15 protein-coding genes are annotated in these 17694 nt (G+C 41.3%); 10 read left to right on the forward strand and 5 right to left on the reverse strand.

Annotated elements, in window-relative coordinates; genetic code table 11:
* Positions 1-13: 13 nt before the first annotated feature.
* A complete protein-coding gene (locus tag K7A41_RS22505; protein WP_028068633.1) occupies positions 14-727 on the reverse strand; it encodes a LytR/AlgR family response regulator transcription factor in 714 nt (237 codons plus the stop codon).
* Entirely contained in the window at positions 717-1757 is a 1041-nt protein-coding gene (locus K7A41_RS22510; protein WP_265715672.1) for a sensor histidine kinase, read from the reverse strand. The genes K7A41_RS22505 and K7A41_RS22510 overlap by 11 nt, the downstream gene beginning before the upstream one ends.
* 282 nt (positions 1758-2039) lie before the next feature.
* Between K7A41_RS22510 and K7A41_RS22515 the strand changes: the two genes are divergently transcribed.
* Both K7A41_RS22515 and K7A41_RS22520 read left to right on the forward strand, forming a co-directional pair.
* The gene (locus K7A41_RS22515; protein WP_265715673.1) at positions 2040-2525 is read left to right on the forward strand and encodes a YdeI/OmpD-associated family protein; all 486 of its coding nucleotides are present in this window, start codon (positions 2040-2042) and stop codon (positions 2523-2525) included.
* 20 nt (positions 2526-2545) lie between these two features.
* Complete coding sequence (locus K7A41_RS22520) at positions 2546-3532, forward strand: Gfo/Idh/MocA family protein (RefSeq protein ID WP_265715674.1); 987 nt, start codon at positions 2546-2548, stop codon at positions 3530-3532.
* A 108-nt stretch (positions 3533-3640) separates the two neighbouring features.
* Here the strand turns inward: K7A41_RS22520 and K7A41_RS22525 are convergent, their stop codons facing one another.
* Positions 3641-4624 (reverse strand): aldo/keto reductase, encoded by a 984-nt coding sequence (locus K7A41_RS22525; RefSeq protein WP_265715675.1) that lies wholly within the window; start codon positions 4622-4624, stop codon positions 3641-3643.
* 300 nt (positions 4625-4924) lie between these two features.
* On the opposite strand from K7A41_RS22525, the gene K7A41_RS22530 reads away from it, so the two are divergent.
* Positions 4925-6589: an FAD-binding dehydrogenase gene (locus tag K7A41_RS22530; protein ID WP_265715676.1), complete on the forward strand. Its 1665-nt coding sequence runs from the start codon at positions 4925-4927 to the stop codon at positions 6587-6589.
* A 124-nt stretch (positions 6590-6713) separates the two neighbouring features.
* Complete coding sequence (locus K7A41_RS22535; RefSeq protein WP_265715677.1) at positions 6714-7997, forward strand: Gfo/Idh/MocA family protein; 1284 nt, start codon at positions 6714-6716, stop codon at positions 7995-7997.
* 144 nt (positions 7998-8141) lie between these two features.
* On the opposite strand, the gene K7A41_RS22540 is transcribed toward K7A41_RS22535, so the two are convergent.
* Entirely contained in the window at positions 8142-8978 is an 837-nt protein-coding gene (locus tag K7A41_RS22540; RefSeq protein WP_138097074.1) for a cold-shock protein, read from the reverse strand.
* Positions 8979-9279: 301 nt separating this feature from the next.
* Between K7A41_RS22540 and K7A41_RS22545 the strand changes: the two genes are divergently transcribed.
* The 5 genes from K7A41_RS22545 (at position 9280) to K7A41_RS22565 (ending at position 13266) form a co-directional block, all read left to right on the forward strand.
* Positions 9280-10020, forward strand: a complete 741-nt coding sequence (locus K7A41_RS22545) for a response regulator transcription factor (protein WP_232048773.1) — start codon at positions 9280-9282, stop codon at positions 10018-10020.
* Between the two features lie 11 nt (positions 10021-10031).
* On the forward strand, positions 10032-11390 hold the full coding sequence (locus K7A41_RS22550; protein WP_265715678.1) for an ATP-binding protein: 1359 nt from the start codon (positions 10032-10034) through the stop codon (positions 11388-11390).
* 131 nt (positions 11391-11521) lie between these two features.
* A complete protein-coding gene (locus K7A41_RS22555; RefSeq protein ID WP_265715679.1) occupies positions 11522-12037 on the forward strand; it encodes a hypothetical protein in 516 nt (171 codons plus the stop codon).
* Positions 12024-12524 carry a hypothetical protein gene (locus tag K7A41_RS22560; protein WP_265715680.1) on the forward strand — a complete coding sequence of 167 codons (501 nt, stop codon included), beginning with the start codon at positions 12024-12026 and terminating at the stop codon, positions 12522-12524. The genes K7A41_RS22555 and K7A41_RS22560 overlap by 14 nt, the downstream gene beginning before the upstream one ends.
* Positions 12508-13266, forward strand: coding sequence for a YoaK family protein (locus tag K7A41_RS22565; RefSeq protein ID WP_028068623.1), 759 nt, complete (start codon positions 12508-12510; stop codon positions 13264-13266). Before K7A41_RS22560 ends, K7A41_RS22565 begins: the two co-directional genes overlap by 17 nt.
* A gap of 81 nt (positions 13267-13347) precedes the next feature.
* Here the strand turns inward: K7A41_RS22565 and K7A41_RS22570 are convergent, their stop codons facing one another.
* Positions 13348-15867 carry a kelch repeat-containing protein gene (locus tag K7A41_RS22570; RefSeq protein ID WP_265715681.1) on the reverse strand — a complete coding sequence of 840 codons (2520 nt, stop codon included), beginning with the start codon at positions 15865-15867 and terminating at the stop codon, positions 13348-13350.
* 346 nt (positions 15868-16213) lie between these two features.
* Here K7A41_RS22570 and K7A41_RS22575 point away from each other — a divergent pair, with 346 nt between their 5' ends.
* On the forward strand, positions 16214-17680 hold the full coding sequence (locus K7A41_RS22575; RefSeq protein ID WP_265715682.1) for a glycoside hydrolase family 76 protein: 1467 nt from the start codon (positions 16214-16216) through the stop codon (positions 17678-17680).
* Positions 17681-17694: the final 14 nt, after the last annotated feature.

Genomic DNA, 17694 nt, shown 5'->3' on the forward strand with positions numbered 1-17694 from the left:
GAAATCTGGTGGATCATCGGAGATAAGCAGTACTGTTCTGTAAAAGTTCGTCTATTGCTTTTATGTATTTTTTTCCGAGAGGCAGCACCGTCTCCGGTAAAAAAAGCTTGGAATGTGTACTGCGTTGTATTCTGTCTTTATTGACAATAAAAGAATTATGTACCCGGAGAAAGCTAGTCGCCGGAAGTATTTTTTCCATTCCCCGCAAGTTACTTCGTGTGAGAAGCGGTATGTTGCGATCTACCAGGTGGATTTTAACGTAATCTTTTAGCCCCTCGATATAGCTAATCTCACGGAGCAAAATTTTAGTTTTTTTGTATGCTACATTGACGATGATATGGTCGTTTTCATCGATACGCCTTGGACGCAGCGACAGGATATCTTCTACTTTCTGGATGGCAGTCGCAAGCCGTTCTTTTGAGATCGGCTTAAGGAGATAGTCGACAGCATTTAATTCAAACCCCTCTACGGCATACTGGTGATGAGCTGTAGTGAAGATGACGAGGGGCGGATTTGTAAGCTCGCGAACAAACTGTGTGCCTAGCTGCTCTGGCATCTGTATGTCCAAAAAAATGAGGTCGACGTGATGATCTTTGAGATATGGTAGGATCTCGGCTGCTGAATTGGCTTTATGAAGCACTTCGATTTGCGCAAAAGAAAGGAGATCATCTTCTAAAATATTGAGCGCAAATGGTTCATCGTCCAGTAGTATGCATTTAATTTTCATCCATTACTAATTTAAGTATTACTTCAAAATAGCCGTCTTCGGTCGTTATAAGTGAGAGGTCGTGCCGGTGTGGATAGAGCAAATGGAGCCGGCGTCTGATATTTGTTAAACCGATCCCCTCGTTGGTACGGGACTCGGTATGCCGCAGTATTTTATTACGTGATTTGAAACTGATCCCGTTTGCTGTTTCAAGGAACTGAAATTGTATCTGTGGGCTGTTTTTGCTGTCTACTCCATATTTGAACGCATTTTCGACAAAGTGTATAAACAAGAGAGGGGGAATCATCCTGTTCTTGACGGCATCATCGATCGTTAACTCTACATTCCCTTCGATCGGAAGCCGCAGCGTTTGAAGAGCGATAAAGTTGCGCATGTGTTCGATTTCTTTAAAAAGTTCAACCTTGGGGCCATCGACTTCATAAAGTATATAACGCAGTATTTCTGATAGTTTGATGATTGTGTTTTCGGAATCCGGCGATTTTTTGCGAATGAGCCAACGGATGTTGTTGAGCGTGTTGAAGAGAAAATGCGGGCTGATCTGAAGTTTTAATATGGTGAGCTCGGCTGTAGTTTTTTCGAGTGCAATTTGCTTGTTCAATTCCTTTTGCCGCGCTTGTTCATCATACAAAAAAATCATGGAAGAGGTAATCATACATAACGAATAAATGATACCCGGACCTATAATAAGCCGTACAAATAGTATATTTTCCCTGACCAGATGGGCGAGTTCACCGTCGGGATTAAAATAAACGATTATGTAATTGAGCCCTACGTAAATAAAAAAACCTATTCCAATGGCGGCGGCAAAGGTTTTGCGGTGCCCGAAAAAAAACTTCGGAGCCACAAAGTAACAGAGCAGATAGAAATTTGTAGCCAAAAATAGGATATTCACGAGATGTGTTGCTGCTGCATAGATTTTGAAATCAGCGATCTTATCCGGCTGATAAAGATAAGTTATAAAGGGAAGCAATAGCAGGATGGTCCATATAACGACGTGTAGATAGAATTTTTTGAAGAACCTACTGATCATACTGCGCTTCTTTAAATTTACTTTCCGTGATTGATTCAATCAAAAATAGAAAAATATTTGTGATCATATCTATTTATAGCGTCTGAAGAATTGATTGTACGTTGAATATCAACTCTTCAAATTAGTTTTGTAATTTGCAAAGGTAAACTGACAGCAGGATAGGCAAGCTGTGTTGTTGCGATACAATGTCAAATAGGCAATGGATTGAAAGGCATGCTTATTTTGAATAGGTGGCATTCATCATCTCTGGTGAGTTTATTTGGATAAAATAGAAGAATGAGCATGTACTTTTTTAAAGCCAGATTAGATATTATAGGAATCAATCCGTTTGTATCGGTTCCGAATGATATATTGCATGCGCTATTTAACGATGCGGGAAGGAGCAAAGGGAGTATTCCGATAAAAGGGCAAGTGAATGGAAAAGACTATAAGCAGACTTTATTGCGATATCGGGGTGAATGGCGAATGTATATCAATATGGGCATGCTGCCAAGCTCTCCAAAGCGTATAGGTGAAATGCTCGAATTATCTGTCGCATTTGATCCGCAAGACCGAACTTTAGGCCCTCATCCTGCACTTGTGGAGGCTTTGTCAGAAAATGTACAGGCGAAAAATAATTTTGACAATTTATCACCTTCCTTAAGGAAAGAAATCATTCGCTATATAGGGCAATTAAAAACCGAGGAAAGCAGACGGAAAAATATAGAAAAAGCGATTGGATTTCTGTTAGGCAAAAACACTTTTGTTGGGCGCAAAGGACTAAATTAAAATGGCTACTGTAATATAAAATGAAAGATAACAATACGATAGTATGGGGAATCATTGGGTGCGGCGATGTGACTGAGAAAAAAAGTGGCCCGGCGTTTAGTAAGGTAGAGGGTAGCCATTTACTGGCAGTCATGCGTAGGAATGCTTCGTTGGCTGAGGATTATGCCCGGAGACATCAGATTGCCAACTGGTATGCAAACGTAGACGAGATGCTCGGTAATTCAGCATTGAATGCCATCTATATCGCTACTCCGCCATCGTCACATCTTGATTATGCATTATTGGCATTAAACTTAGGAAAGCATGTATACGTGGAAAAGCCTGTAACCTTAAATGCTCAAGAAGCGGTTTTATTATTGCAGGCGACGAAAAAATCACAAGGTAAGCTGGTTGTGGCTCACTATCGAAGACAACTGCCCATGTTCCTTAAAATAAAAGAATGGCTGGATTCTGGAAAGATCGGAGCTGTGCAGACGGTACAGCTACGACTATGGCAGAGCCGCAACCCCGAATTAGTATCCAAGGGGGCGGACAATTGGCGGACAGACCCCAAAATATCAGGGGGCGGATATTTTTTTGACCTTGCTCCACATCAATTGGATCTGATGCTTTATTTCTTTGGTCCTGCAATTTTCTATGAAGGCTTTAGTCTCATTCACGATGCTCGGAATACCGTTGCTGATTATACATCAGGAACAATATTATTCGGGAACCAAGTGGTCTTTCAGGGCAGTTGGTGGTTCAATGCACCAGCAAATGATCATATGGACAGTTGCGAAATCTTAGGTAGTTTGGGGAATATCAGGTTTTCATTGTTTGGCGATTCCGTTTATGTCAGGTCCAATGGTCAGGAGGAAGAAATTGTATTTGATCATCCGGAGCACATTCAATATCCTATGATTGCCAGTACGGTAGAATTTTTTAGGGGAAACAGGCCCAATCCCGCTTCTATCGAAGAGGCTGTTGAATTAATGAAAATCATGGACTGCTTTTCGAAAATAAGATAGTACGGAAGTAAGACGACGATAGACATAGTCAAGCTGTCCTAAACGCCTACAGGAGCACACACGAGCTTTTTTGTAGGCATTTAGGATGGCTTATCAGTGACGGGGCTCCTAGAGCTGCGACAACGCATGGTTAATATGGGACAATTCGTCTGCTGTGAGATTTATCTCTATTGATTGTGCATTGGAAATAGCCTGTTCAGCGTTTCTGGCGCCTGCCAATACAGTTGTTATTGCAGGCTGTAAAGTGGTCCATTTTAACACTAACTGCGAAAGAGTTGCTCCCTTATCTGCAGCGATTGGACTGATCGTGTCCAAAAACGTTTTTACCTTGGCAAGATCAAACTGTTGGAAGTATGCGTTGCGGTGATCATTTGCTTTTAATTTACCATCTCCAAAATATTTGCCGGTCAATAATCCTCTTTCCATGGGGCTATAAACGATAATCCCTAGATTGTGCTGAAGTGCATAGGGGACAATATCTTTCTCCATATTTCGATTTAGCATGCTGTATGCCAGTTGGTTGCTGGCTATGTTTAACGAATGCTGTGCCTCGGCGACCTGCTCTAAGCTATAGTTACTTACTCCAGCTGCACGGATTTTCCCTTGTTGCAAAAGCAATTCTAACGCTTCCATTGTTTCGGAAATAGGCGTAGTAGTATCCGGCCAATGGATTTGTAAAAGGTCAATATAGTCTGTTTGTAATCTTTTCAGACTATTTTCCACTTCTTTCATGATGCTGGCTCTAGATGCATATTTGTAAACTGGAATAGTTTTCCCATCCTTTTCTGCATCGAAGAAAAACTCACCTTTTGCTTCATTAGTTCCATCCCAAACCAGACCAAATTTGGTTAGCAATTGAATCTGTGACCGATCATATCCTTTGATCGCCTGTCCGATCATCTCTTCACTCAGGCCGAAACCGTAAAAAGGGGCGGTATCTAAAGTAGTCACGCCGTGATCGATAGAGGCCCTGACTGAGGCGACTGAATCTTTCTCTTCATTGCCGCCCCACATAGTTCCCCCTATTGCAAATGCACCATAGGTTATGGTGGATAATTCTAAGTCTGTGTTTCCTAACTTTCTATATTCCATTTTGTTATTTAAATTGTTGTGTTTCTAAGATTGTTTATTGCACGGGAAGTCTGGCCCTAACATTTCGTCCAAATCCCGGCAGACAAAGTTAAATCGGTCTGAACTATAATTAAAATAAGTTAAATTGTATACATGTATAATATTAATTATATATTAAAGAAGGGAAATCCCTCAATTACCCGATCAGTCGAAGATTGTATTTGTGTATGAGGGGATAAACTATTAAATTTAAAAAGATATAGCGTTACGAGAAGAGGTGGCTGATAGATGATTACGTAGCGTATCGACGAGTATGTAGCTATGCAGACAGTAGATCAATTTAAACCCGATGCAATCATTATAGGAACTGGTTTAGCAGGACTGACAGCGGCAATGGAAATAACTAATGCAGGCAAGAAAGTGCTCCTTTTGGATCAGGAGACCGAAAAAAATATTGGTGGCCAGGCGTATTGGTCCTTCGGTGGCCTTTTTTTAATCAATTCGCCTCAGCAGCGCCTAATGGGTATTAAAGACTCTTTTGATCTGGCGCATCAGGACTGGATGAGCACAGCATCGTTTGACCGGCCGGAAGATTATTGGCCGAGGCAGTGGGCTGAAGCTTATTTAAATTTCGCTGCTGCAGAGAAATATGATTACCTGGCTAAGCTTGGGATCAAACTGATGTTTATGGTTGGCTGGGCGGAACGTGGCGATGGAAGCGCGTCTGGCCATGGAAATTCAGTGCCGAGATTTCATGTAAGCTGGGGAACCGGTGTAGGGGTGGTGAAACCCTTCGTTGAAAAAGCCTATCAGGCTGAGCGCAAAGGCCTGCTGCTATTTAAATTCAGGCATCGGGTGACAAACCTGATCAGTCGCAATGGAGCTGTCAAAGGTGTGTCTGGAGATATTTTGGCTGATGATGATCAAGAAAGAGGATTCGCCACAAACAGAAATGTGATCTCATCATTTTCGTTCTATGCTCCGCATATAGTGATCGCTTCAGGTGGAATTGGCGGAAATCATGAATTAGTAAGAGAAAACTGGCCCGCACGGCTCGGGATAGCGCCTTTGAAGATGATTTCCGGCGTACCCGCTTATGTCGATGGAAAAATGATCGGCGTCGCTGAGAAAATGGGTGCACATATGATTAACAGAGACCGGATGTGGCATTATACTGAAGGTGTGCAGAATTGGAACTCCATTTGGCCTGACCACGGTATACGCATTTTACCCGGCCCGTCTTCCATGTGGTTTGATGCTAAGGGAGACCGCCTCCCTGCTCCTTATCTGCCGGGCTTCGATACCTTGGGGACGCTAAAATACCTGCAGCAAAATGGATCCAGCTATTCCTGGTTTATTCTAACTCAGAACATCCTAAAAAAGGAGTTTGCGTTATCCGGTTCGGAACAAAATCCCGATATTACCAATAAGGACTATTGGCTCTTTCTACAACGTCTGTTTGGCAGGAAAGCTACTGGCCCTGTGGAGACTTTTAAAGAAAAAGGGGAGGATTTTGTTGTGGCCGATAGCCTAGAGGCTTTAGTAAAACAGATGAACCAGCTTACTGGTGATGGAATGCTGGATTATGAGCATATAAAATCCCAGATTGTGGCCCGGGACCGTGAATTGGACAATCCATTCTGCAAAGATTTTCAGGTTAATTATATTCGAAGTACACGGAAATATCTAGGAGATAGGTTGGCACGTGTTGCACAGCCCCATAAAATACTAGACCCAAGAAATGGACCGCTGATTGCTGTACGACTGCATATTTTGACACGGAAAACCTTGGGCGGGCTTAAAACAGATCTCGATAGCCGCGTATTGACGGCGCAGGATGAGGTCATTGAAGGCTTGTATGCAGTTGGTGAAGTTGCAGGTTTTGGCGGTGGTGGAATGCATGGATATCGTGCACTGGAAGGGACATTTCTCGGGGGCTGTATATTTTCCGGAATGAAAGCCGGCAGATATATTGGCGATCATTAAAACAACCTGCATATTCGTTATGGAGACTGCGGATTGGCAAAATACAAGGCGAATCTGTTTGGTATGCTCCGGTCGATGATGTATAACATATAAATAATTTAATCAGCATAAACCAAATAAAACAATGAAAAGAAAAGATTTTATCCGAAGTGCCGGAATGTTGGCTGCTTCAGTTTTTTTGTCTCCTGTTAACGGCATGGGATTTCAGACCACAAACATTCGTGTGGGGCTGATTGGCGTCAATGGAATGGGCTGGGCTAATCTCAACGCCATCTTAAAGGTGCCGGGAGTGCAGTGTACTGCACTCTGTGATGTAGACGAAAATGTACTCAATAACAGGGTCGCTGAATTAAAAAAGCAAAATATTACCGTTAAAGCGTACATTGATTACAAAGAACTGTTACGGGCGTCCGATGTTGATGTCGTGATTATAGCGACTCCCGATCATTGGCATTGCTTGCAGATGGTCGACGCGGTAGCAGCTGGTAAAGATGTGTATGTGGAGAAGCCTATTGGAAATTCCATCCGCGAATGTGACATCATGGTGGCTGCAGCAAACAAATATAAGCGCGTCGTTCAGGTGGGGCAGTGGCAACGTAGCCAGCAGCATTTTAGAGATGCGATGGCCTTTGTACACAGTGGAAAATTAGGCAAGATTCGTCTGGTCAAAGCCTGGGCTTATCAAGGTTGGATGAAAAGCATTCCTGTGCAAGCGGATGCATCGGTACCAGCGGGTGTGCATTATGATAAATGGTTGGGCCCAGCACCAAAAAGAGCTTTCAATCCAAATCGGTTTCATTTTAATTTTAGGTGGTATTGGGACTATGCCGGCGGCCTGATGACTGATTGGGGCGTCCATATGCTGGATTATGCTCTGATCGGTATGAAAGTATCGGATCCTATCTCCGTCATGGCTGCGGGGGGTAAGTTTGCCTATCCCGATGATGCTGCTGAAACCCCCGATAGCTTAACGACGGTGTATGAGTTTGATGGTTTTAATGTTCAGTGGGAACAAGCCACTGGAATAGATCTTGGCCCATACCAGAAAACACATGGCGTTGCATTTATTGGAAACAATGGCACTTTGGTTGTAAACCGGGAAGGTTGGGAGGTTATCCCAGAAAAAGGGAGAATGGATGCCGTTTCTTTCCAGGCTTCAATAGATAATGGATTAGAAAAACATATGGTCAACTTCGTCGAGGCTGTTCGGCAGAAATCCAGTGCGGGCTTACATGCGCCAATAGAAGCGGGCGCACATATAGCTGTATTTTCTCAAATGGGAAATATTGCCTACCGAAGCAAGAAGAAATTGTTCTGGGATAAAACTAACCGCAGATTCAATGATAGAGATGCCGACAGCTTTTTAACTAAGGCATATCAAAATGGATATCGTCTGCCTACCATATGATGCAGTTTTTGTAGAAAAACATAAGTCTATGAGAGAGGTGCCGGATCTGTTAGTAGCAGCTTAGCTGCTACTAACAGATCCGGCTCAGTATTCTTTATAGGTGTGGGCTGCCTGTAGCGGCAGAAGGTTAAATCATCCAGTGGATCATTGCAAAATGAACTGGATTCGCTCAATACGATCTTTGTTGTCCAGAAAGCTGGTATAGGGGATCAGTGATTCGATTTCATCTTTGTCCATAGTTTCCAAATCATCAAATAAAGCTTCCGCAAAGTCATTACAAAAAGATGTACCAAAACTGTAATATTGTATCCTTGTCAAATCCTCGTAATTGATCTCCGTTGCGTTGAGATTGAATACTTCTTCTGGAATTTCATAATCGCCATCCGCAGCGTAACCTAAGTACTTGAACATCCGTTCTTTCCATACACGAAAGAGGATTTGATGTGAAACATGTTTGCCAAAATAGTCAAATATCTGCGTTAATAACGATGCCGCAAATTCCTTCTCAAAAACCCCTGTGATACTTTTTTCCAGCAATTCGGCATAAGCGATGAAAATACTACTGTTAAAGTGGTAACCGAAATAGGAGGTTAGCATTTGGGGAATTTGATCTTTAGGTTGGCTCCTTAATAGTTGTCTTGCAGTTAGCGAGGTTAGGTTGTGTTTGTGTTGATGTCCATGGTTATCAGGAATAAGGACAGTCTGTTCTTTTTCAAGAAGGGAGATAACAAATCTCCAGTCTTCTGGCTTATGGAGGATCCTGCAGTTCTGAGCCAGGTAACCGCCTCTTCTGGGATCAGGCTTTCTTTCGCCTATGATGGCTTCCCCCGGTTGGATGATATGTTCTGGAGGTTCTTTAAACCTTCGTATATGCACAAAGAGTTCCTCTCCGGAAGGTAGCGCTAGGGTACCAAACCCCTTGTTGTTGTCGAACCATTTGACAGCGCCGATAAACATGGCTGATGTTGAGTTTTGTTTCAATAGTGTAAAGATAGGGAATTAATCGGTTTTATTAAACACTGGTAGAGAATTATTTATGAGGAGGAGAAGAAAAGAGTTTCCTCCGGCATGAAATACAACGGTAATAGGATATACATCGCGGTGAATAACGATCTAAATGTACTGGCGATTGAGCCGGAAAAAAAGTAGCATCGAGCTAGTAGTATGGGTAAAGGTCAGCTATAACTGTGATTTACCACAGAGGCAATAACTTGTTTTGTTGCTAGATTTGTGTCTATACTATCAAAACAGTATTTTTATGGTTTATATTGCTGGTTAATAAATGGGATCGCACATTATGCTGAATATGGAGGAGCTAAAGATTATTCTGGTAGAGGATGAACAGGACGTCGCTGATTTGATTATGCAGGGATTGGGCGAAGAGGGCTATAAAGTGATTCACTTAGAGCGCTCTGAAGGACTTGAGCAGCTTTTGGCGAAACAGGATGTAGCGCTTGTTCTTTTGGATATCCTTCTGCCGGGTACTAACGGTCTGGACATTTGCAAGCAGATCAGACAATGGGGATATACAGATTTACCTGTCATGATGCTTACCGCCCTCGGCACACCTGAAAATGTGGTCTTAGGTCTTGATAACGGGGCCGATGACTACCTTTCCAAACCTTTTAAACTCATTGAACTCAAAGCGCGTATACGTTCATTGATCCGCCGCCAGCAATCAATTGTACAAGCTTCACAGCGAGAACCGCAATTTTCAAAGGATATCTATCGTTATGGTTTTCTGACTATTGATGATTATAAAAAGGTGGCGTACTGCGAGGGAGAGGAGTTGAACCTAACGAGTACAGAGTATCGATTGCTCCTGCTTTTCATTCAGAACCCGAAAAAGGTGTTTGAAAGAAGTGAGCTACTGGACAAGATATGGGGAATTAATTTTGATATTGGCTCAAACGTAGTCGATGTGTATGTTAATTATCTGCGAAAAAAAATAGAGCGAGTGACAAGCAAAAAAGCCATACATACGGTTATCGGGATGGGATATGTGTTGAAAATTGAGGACTGAAAAGAGTTAAAATGCATAATTACAACAGAAAACTTATCTATCTGATTTCGATCCTGGTCGTGTATGTCAGCTGCTTTGTAGGGTTTATCTTCTATTCGATAACAAATTTTGCTTTTACGGATTTTTATAAGCGTCTTGACCTACGAAGGAATATTGCTGCCGAAAAGTTTCTCAATAGCCGTACAGCATCGCAAACGGATCAATGGAGCTTGGATTTTATCGAAAACTTAAATAACCAGCATGAATTTCTGGTTGAATTTGACGATCATGGAAATATCCTGAGGAGTCAGGGGTTCAATGCAGAACTATGGGATAAAATTAATAAAGCGGGGACATCAAATTTTAAAGCAGGCAAACAGTTTTATTCGACAAAGTACTTTTCAAAAGACGACAAAAACTATATTGTAGGAGCTTCGGCAGAAAACTATTTCTATACGCATCATCTGGTGTACCTGCGTAATTTGCTTATTATCAGTTTGGTACTTGGTATACTTTTTATATTGGTTGTTTCAGTATTTATGAAGCGGTCCTTCTTAAAGCCTATACTCACCATGATGAAAGAAGTGCAACAGATCGGTTCGGAAAATCTGTACAAACGTTTGGATGAAGAAAAATATAAAGGGGAACTTCAGGATCTGGCCCTGACATTCAATAGTATGCTGACACGCTTGGAGACGTCATTCGAAACCCAGAAAAACTTTATCAGTAATGCTTCACATGAACTGAATACTCCCTTGACATCTATTATTGGACAAGCGGATCTGGCACTTTCCAAAGAAAGGACAAAGGAAGAATACCAGCGGACCTTGTATAAGATTATCGAATCAGCGGAACATCTGGAGAAAAAAACTAAAGCACTGTTATTACTTGCCCGTACGGGATTTGTTAATAACGCCGCGGCTTTTAAGCCTGTACGGATTGATCAGATCGTAATGGATGCTGAGCTGACGGTAAAAGCCATTAACGATAAATTCAGGATTGTCACAGATTTTAGTCTGCTTCCCGATGATAGTATGCGTTTGAAAGTGAACGGTAATGCGGTCTTACTCCAATTAGCCTTATCCAACATTATAAGTAATGCCTGCAAATATTCGTCTGACCGCACTGCTTATATCGCTTTGGGCGCTTTGGATAATAGCGTCTTTATTCTGATCAAGGACAAAGGAATCGGAATTCCTTCTGCGGAATTAGAGCATATCTATGACCCATACTTTAGAGCATCTAATACCAGTGGAATCGATGGTTATGGTATTGGACTCCCCTTGGCCCGGAATATTATTAAGCTCCACGGGGGCACACTGAAAGTTAATTCTACAGTGGGAGAAGGTACGGTAGTGGAAATAGAACTGCCAACTTATCTCCGATTTTAACGCCATTTTAATCTTTTATTGCTTTTTTAATCTCCATTTAATAAGTATCCTAGAATTCTAATCAAAAGCTAATTTTAGATTCATTCCGTTGCCATGCGGGTCCCTTAACTTTGTTCAAAAAGTAATTGGATATGGCAAAAGCAACAAGAGTCTTGATTCCCAGTGATTTTACGATTGATTCACTTTTTTTTGTGATTGAGAGCATTGAGCAGTCAAAAGCTGAGCAGCTTGATGTGATCTTAGTCTATGGCAACAGAAGCAGTACTTCCATTAGTGAATTATTAGGTATCACGTTGGAGGATCAGCTCCATGATCTACAGTCCGAAGATTTTTTAAAAGCCTGTCAGATGATCTGTCACCGGTATGAAAGCCGCAAGCTCACTATCTATGCGGATATTCTGGGGGCAGACAATCCCCATTACTTACAACATTATCTGAAAGGTGCCCGGATCGATGAAGTCAAAATTCCTGCGGATTATCAATTTGAAAAAAGAACGAGACATTTTTTTGATGTTGCACAGGCATTGTTGCACTTAAAAAGCAGAGCAAAGCATATTCCAATCGTTGAAAGAGCGGGCATCAGTAAAACGGGAAGAAATGTTTTAGCAGATTTATTTTTTAACAAGAAGTGGTATGTTAACTATTAAAAGAAGAATACTGGCGAGATTTAATTTTGTACTGTTAACGTTTTTGCTCTTGGGAGCAACGTCTATGGTCATGTTTTACGAAAATCCTGAACGCCTTTTAGAAGGTGAATGGGAAGAACAGGGATGGTACTTCGAGAAGGTCGAAAAGTCACCACTATTTCAAAAACAGGCGGTTATCCATGAGCGTATCAAAGATGCTGCAATCGCACATTTGCCACCATTGAAGGACGGCTTGTGGCATTTTGAAAGAATGGGCGAGAAAAATTTTATTGCGTATCACGAAGATAAGCAGTATAACTGGTTTCTAAAAGGGCGGGGCCATATTCTGGAACTTCGGAAAAACAACCAATTGGTGGAAAGCTTTGTCATCCAAAAACTTGATAAAGATCAACTGGTCCTACATCTGAATCTGGACATACAGACCAAAGGAATAGCACGGATCGTATTGAAGAAAGGAGGAAAGGAAAATTATGCTAAGAAAATATAGTAACCACAGAACGATTCAAGATAATATTAAGTTAGGTGCATTGACGGCATTTTCGGCCGGAATGGTTAACGTAGCTTCTGTCATTGTATTTTTTTCGTTTACTTCCAACGTAACAGGATATTATGCTGTTTTCGCGCAGGAAATGGCCAAGGGAAACTGGTATCAGGGAGCAGTAGTCTTGTTTTGGATTCTGCTATTTTTGATCGGAAGCATGCTTTCTAATTTGATTATCATCCATGGCAAGGGAAAGTTTTCTTCCTACTTGACCCATTCAATTCCCTTAATACTGGAAATCTTGAGTATATTATTTGTAGGAATATACCTTGATTTTTTTTACGAAGATTCCTTAAAAGAAACGGAGATTCTGGTAGGCTCCTTATTATTTGCTATGGGCTTGCAAAACGGACTAACCGCCAGTATATCCAATTCAGTAGTCAAGACAACACATCTCACAGGGCTAACTACCGATTTGGCTGTATTGATCTCCATGTTCACCAAAGAATCAAATCGAAGTAACAAGGCTCTGGTGGATAAATTCCACTTATTGCTCAGCATCGTAAGCGCATATCTTCTGGGCGGTCTGATAAGCGGTATTTCGTTTGCCTATCTGTCCAATAAGACATTTTATGTGGTATGTGTCGTGCTTTTGATCATCGGTCTATACGATTATTATAAACTGTATTCGCTAAAAAAACAGTTCGTCAGACGCCATGAGCGTTTGCTTGCCACTTCATATAAATAAACCATTGTGGGACGAACTGTTCAATAAAGATGGGCCTTTCAATCCGAAAAGTGGGCGAAGCTTCATTTTTCGGACAGCTTTTTATGTTATATGATCAAAATTATAAGGAAAATCTTCATTCATAGTTTGTCTATAAGTGAGACAAAACTCCCTGAATTTGATTTGTGCCTGACTCTTTTGATTAGCATTGATAAGTGCTTTAATTTCAGTAAATAAAGCTTGTTCGTTTAAGGGGTCCAATAAAAATATCGTGTGTGCAATAGCCACGCTTCTTTTGTACTGGTGTTCGGCGGCAGCCTGTTGCAGCTCCGCTAATAAAATCGGTAATAAGCGCTGTTCCATTGCCGATTTTAGCATGTCGAATATGGGGTGATCCAGTCCCTGTAAGAACTTGCCCCGCTGTATAATCTGTATTAATTCGTTTGCATAGGTGCGGGTGAAGTCGGATGTTAGTCGAATGCAGTCCAAATAATCGCAATAGAATGGATCTGTATGCTCTATCCTGAATTTTCCCTGCTTGTACAGTAGTTCGATTCCCTCAAATTCTCCCAGGGCCTTCCTTAAATGATTTATTGTTACACCCCTTGAATTTTTTACTTTGTCCTCTGATTTATCAGGCCACATGTTTTGGCTAAAGGCCCGGGAGCTTATACCAGAAGGCTGTGATAGTATCAGGCAAAACGCCTGCTTTAGTTTTGTACTGAACAAATGAGAGACGTCTCTATTATTACGGTCAATAGCGCGGAATTCGCCAAATAGAAAGATTGCGTTTGCTAATTTGGGTTCATGTTCTATAGTCCCCACAAAAGAGTCTATAGGATGTGTTGAAGGGATCATGGCTGCGCGCTGAAATTCTTCTGTGGAATCCACGATTAACGCCCGTTTCCGTTTTCGTAGAAAGTACATTGTAACACCAAAAGCACCACACAATATTAGAATGGCCAAAAGCGTGTTTAGACTTCGCGTTTTCGCTGGAAAACTGTTTAATTCGCTTAAGCTTATGGCAGGCATATTGAGCGAATATACCTTTAAGGTAGATTGTATATCGTCTTTTGACTCTTGTACCAATACTAAAAGCCTCCCCAGCTGCTGGTCATAATAAAGCTGCGCATGCGTACTTATTTTATCCGAGTAAATTGGAATCGAATCGCCTAGAACGTCAAAACGGCCATCTTTCATGTCAAAACAGTATAGTTGAATATTTGATTTGGTCAGATATTCCGGATAACATAATGCAAAGAAATGGTTGCTGTCCGGAAATACCAGGCCGCGTGCTGGCACAATGTGCTTGTCGTTCCACGGGAGATCCCATTTTTTTATGATTTTCTTGTTGTCTAGATCGATTTGGTAGAAATCATAGAGGTATTTTCGACCGACTATATGTTCACCCGATTCGTTTCCCATACCACCGAAAATATAAGCTGTCCGCTTATTTGAAGTTTGTCCAGCAGACAAGAAGTACCGCGGTAGAATTTTATCTCCCGACCAGTCATTGATAGTCTCCCATCTGCCCGAGCCTAAATCGTATCGGTAGAACTGGTTACTGTAGGTCATATTGCCGTAGCCACCAAAGATATAGAACAGTTTGTTCTCTATGTCGTAAAATGTACCATGATGATTCAGCTCTGTTTTCAATAAATCATAGCTTTCTACCTTCCACTCAAAATGCGTTAAGTCCAAACTGGCTACGGTAGGGCCTTGATAATGTGCTGGATAAAAAAGTTCGTAGACATATAATTTATTCGTCGATGGATCTATAAAATGGTTTGCCAATACCAGCTTTACGGGACAAGGATTGTCAAACGCAATTTTTTTCCTTTCGTTAGTTCTGACATTATAGATTTCAATAGAATCCTGATTGAAATAATAAATCTCTTTGGTACGTTGGTTATAGCTGGATCCGGCCTGAGAGAGCGATTTGCTGATAAATAGATTTTTCCATTTATACGAATCCACAATCAGCCAAGTTGGATTGACAACATAACCATAATTAGCACCATCCGCTGTATGGACAATATTGCCTTTGTTTTCCTTCAATGGAAATAGGTACGTATTACCTGGGCTGCCAATCGAAACATTCTTGATGGACATCTTAGGTACGTCGATCAGATAGTCGCTCTTCCCGAATATAACATGTGGACGGTAACTTTTCGGCAGACTGACCTTAGGAGACTGAAAAGTCTGGTTCTGAATTTTTAATTTGAATACTTGCTGCTGCAGATCAAATGTCAGTTGAATAGTAATCCATTCTTCACGAAACAAGAGCTGCTGATCGATTTTAGCAGTGATTAAACTGCTCTTACCTTCTTCATTCAGTCGAAAAATGCAATTTCCGGCTTCTTCGTCGTAGAACAAATTATAGATTGTATGACTGTCAGTATTCTTAACCCTGAAGATATTGCCTAAAGAATTGGAACCATAAATCGATAATTGAAACGAGAGTGTAAATTGTTGTTCGAAAGAGACGTCCTTTTTATCAAACATGTCATAGGAAGTTCGCTTGTCTATCGGTTCATGGCCTCCCGTAAATTTAAGTCCCTGTGATAAGGAGCGTATCGGGATGAAAAGCAAAACAACAAAATATAGTACACAGCAACGCATAACACAATGAAAAACTTATATCAATAATCGCTGACAAAGAAAATATGCCACAATGTAATCCTTGTCGATCAAGTCAAGTAACGGTTAGTATAATCCCTTATCAATCTTTCCAGGATTTAAAAGTATGCAAAAAAATGCGGTACGTAAAATAAAAGCTATGTTACAATTTTTGAATGTTGACGTCCCAACAGTTCTATTTCAGTTTGTCCGACTTACGGGTTATCGTTTTATTTCTGTCTTTTAACCCTGTTTTAACCCTAAAATTAATCAGAAGATGCTACCTTGCGAAGGAATAGAGAGGCTCTTTGTTCTCCCTCTTCGACTAATTATAAATCGAAATCTTAAAATGAAAGTGTTTAAAAAGCTACAATTTTCGCTTGTTGCTTCCTTATCAATGATATTGGTGCAGCATAGTCATGCAGCGCCAGTCTGTCCTTTTCCACTTGTCAATACGAATACGGCCCATCTGCTGGCGCAAGATCAGAACCTGATGCGTGCCATGGAGCTGGTGAATCGATCAATAGATGTCTATTTTACGGCAGACGGGCACTTTATGCATCGCTTTTATAATCCCGATACAAAGACGCACACGGAGGAAAAAGCAAGTGTCTGGATGTATTCTGCCTCGATTGAAGCTGTAAATGCAATCCTCCGCGCTCTTCAATTACAAAAAGATCAGGGAAACGAGGTGCTATTCGACCAATATTATGATCAGTATGTCCAATTATTAGATAAACTACATGATCATGCAGCTTATTATTTAGGCACGTTCCGTCTAATTTCGTTCACACAGACACGAGATTGGACAGTATACGCGGTAGACCGCGCTGCACAAAAAGGAGCTGCAAATGTAACTGGAGTGTTAAACGTTTATGACGATCAGATGTGGCTGATCCGCGAGCTGATTGAAGCGTATCACTTGACAGGAAAAGAGGCGTATCTCAACGAAGCGGAATACCTTACTGCATATGTACTGGATGGCTGGGATTGTACACTAAATGATCAAGGTGAGGAAAATGGAGGGATTCCTTGGGGCCCCGGGTATGTGACCAAACATGCCTGCAGCAATGGCCCAATGATTAGTCCACTGGTATGGCTGCACGAGATCTATAAAAACAAAACAGACTTTGTTGAGCACAATTACATTGATGCGCATGATAGAAAGACACGCCATTCTAAAATGGTACCGAAAAGCTCTTTTTATTTGGATTTTGCTAAAAGGATTTATTCATGGCAAAAAGAACATTTACTAAACGAAAATGGCGTTTACGACGATATGATGGGAGATTGCTATCCGGACTGTACAATTGCCTATGAAGTCGTCAACGGAAAGAAATATCGTAAAAATACCCAGCTGCTTAGAGCGGTCGGTACAGCATTCTCCTATAATAGTGGGACAATGATAGCAGGAGCTGCGGATCTGTATCGTGCGACCAAATCCGAGGTTTATCTAGAAGACGGCAAGAGACTGGCCGATGCGAGTTTCCAATACTTTGCTAAGCTGGGAAGCCAAATTCCGGGTCATTATACCTATGCATCAGACGGATTTAACAATTGGTTTAACGTGGTGTTGTTGAAGGGTTTTTTCCACATACAACCGTTGTATCGGAATGCCGGAGTGTTTATGGATTCATTCCAGCAAAATCTGGACTATGGTTATCGCCATTTCTTACGTTCTGGATTTTTACCAGCTGATTTGCTTGGAGGCTGGCATGCGGATCAAAACAAGAATAATATCGAGGGCATGTTTATGTTCGCTTATGCGACACAGTATGCGCTATTGTCGCAATATCATACGGTAAATAGAAAATAACTCAAACAATTATA

It is taken from the genome of Sphingobacterium sp. InxBP1, from assembly GCF_026191775.1.
In the GTDB taxonomy this organism is placed as follows: domain Bacteria; phylum Bacteroidota; class Bacteroidia; order Sphingobacteriales; family Sphingobacteriaceae; genus Sphingobacterium; species Sphingobacterium thalpophilum.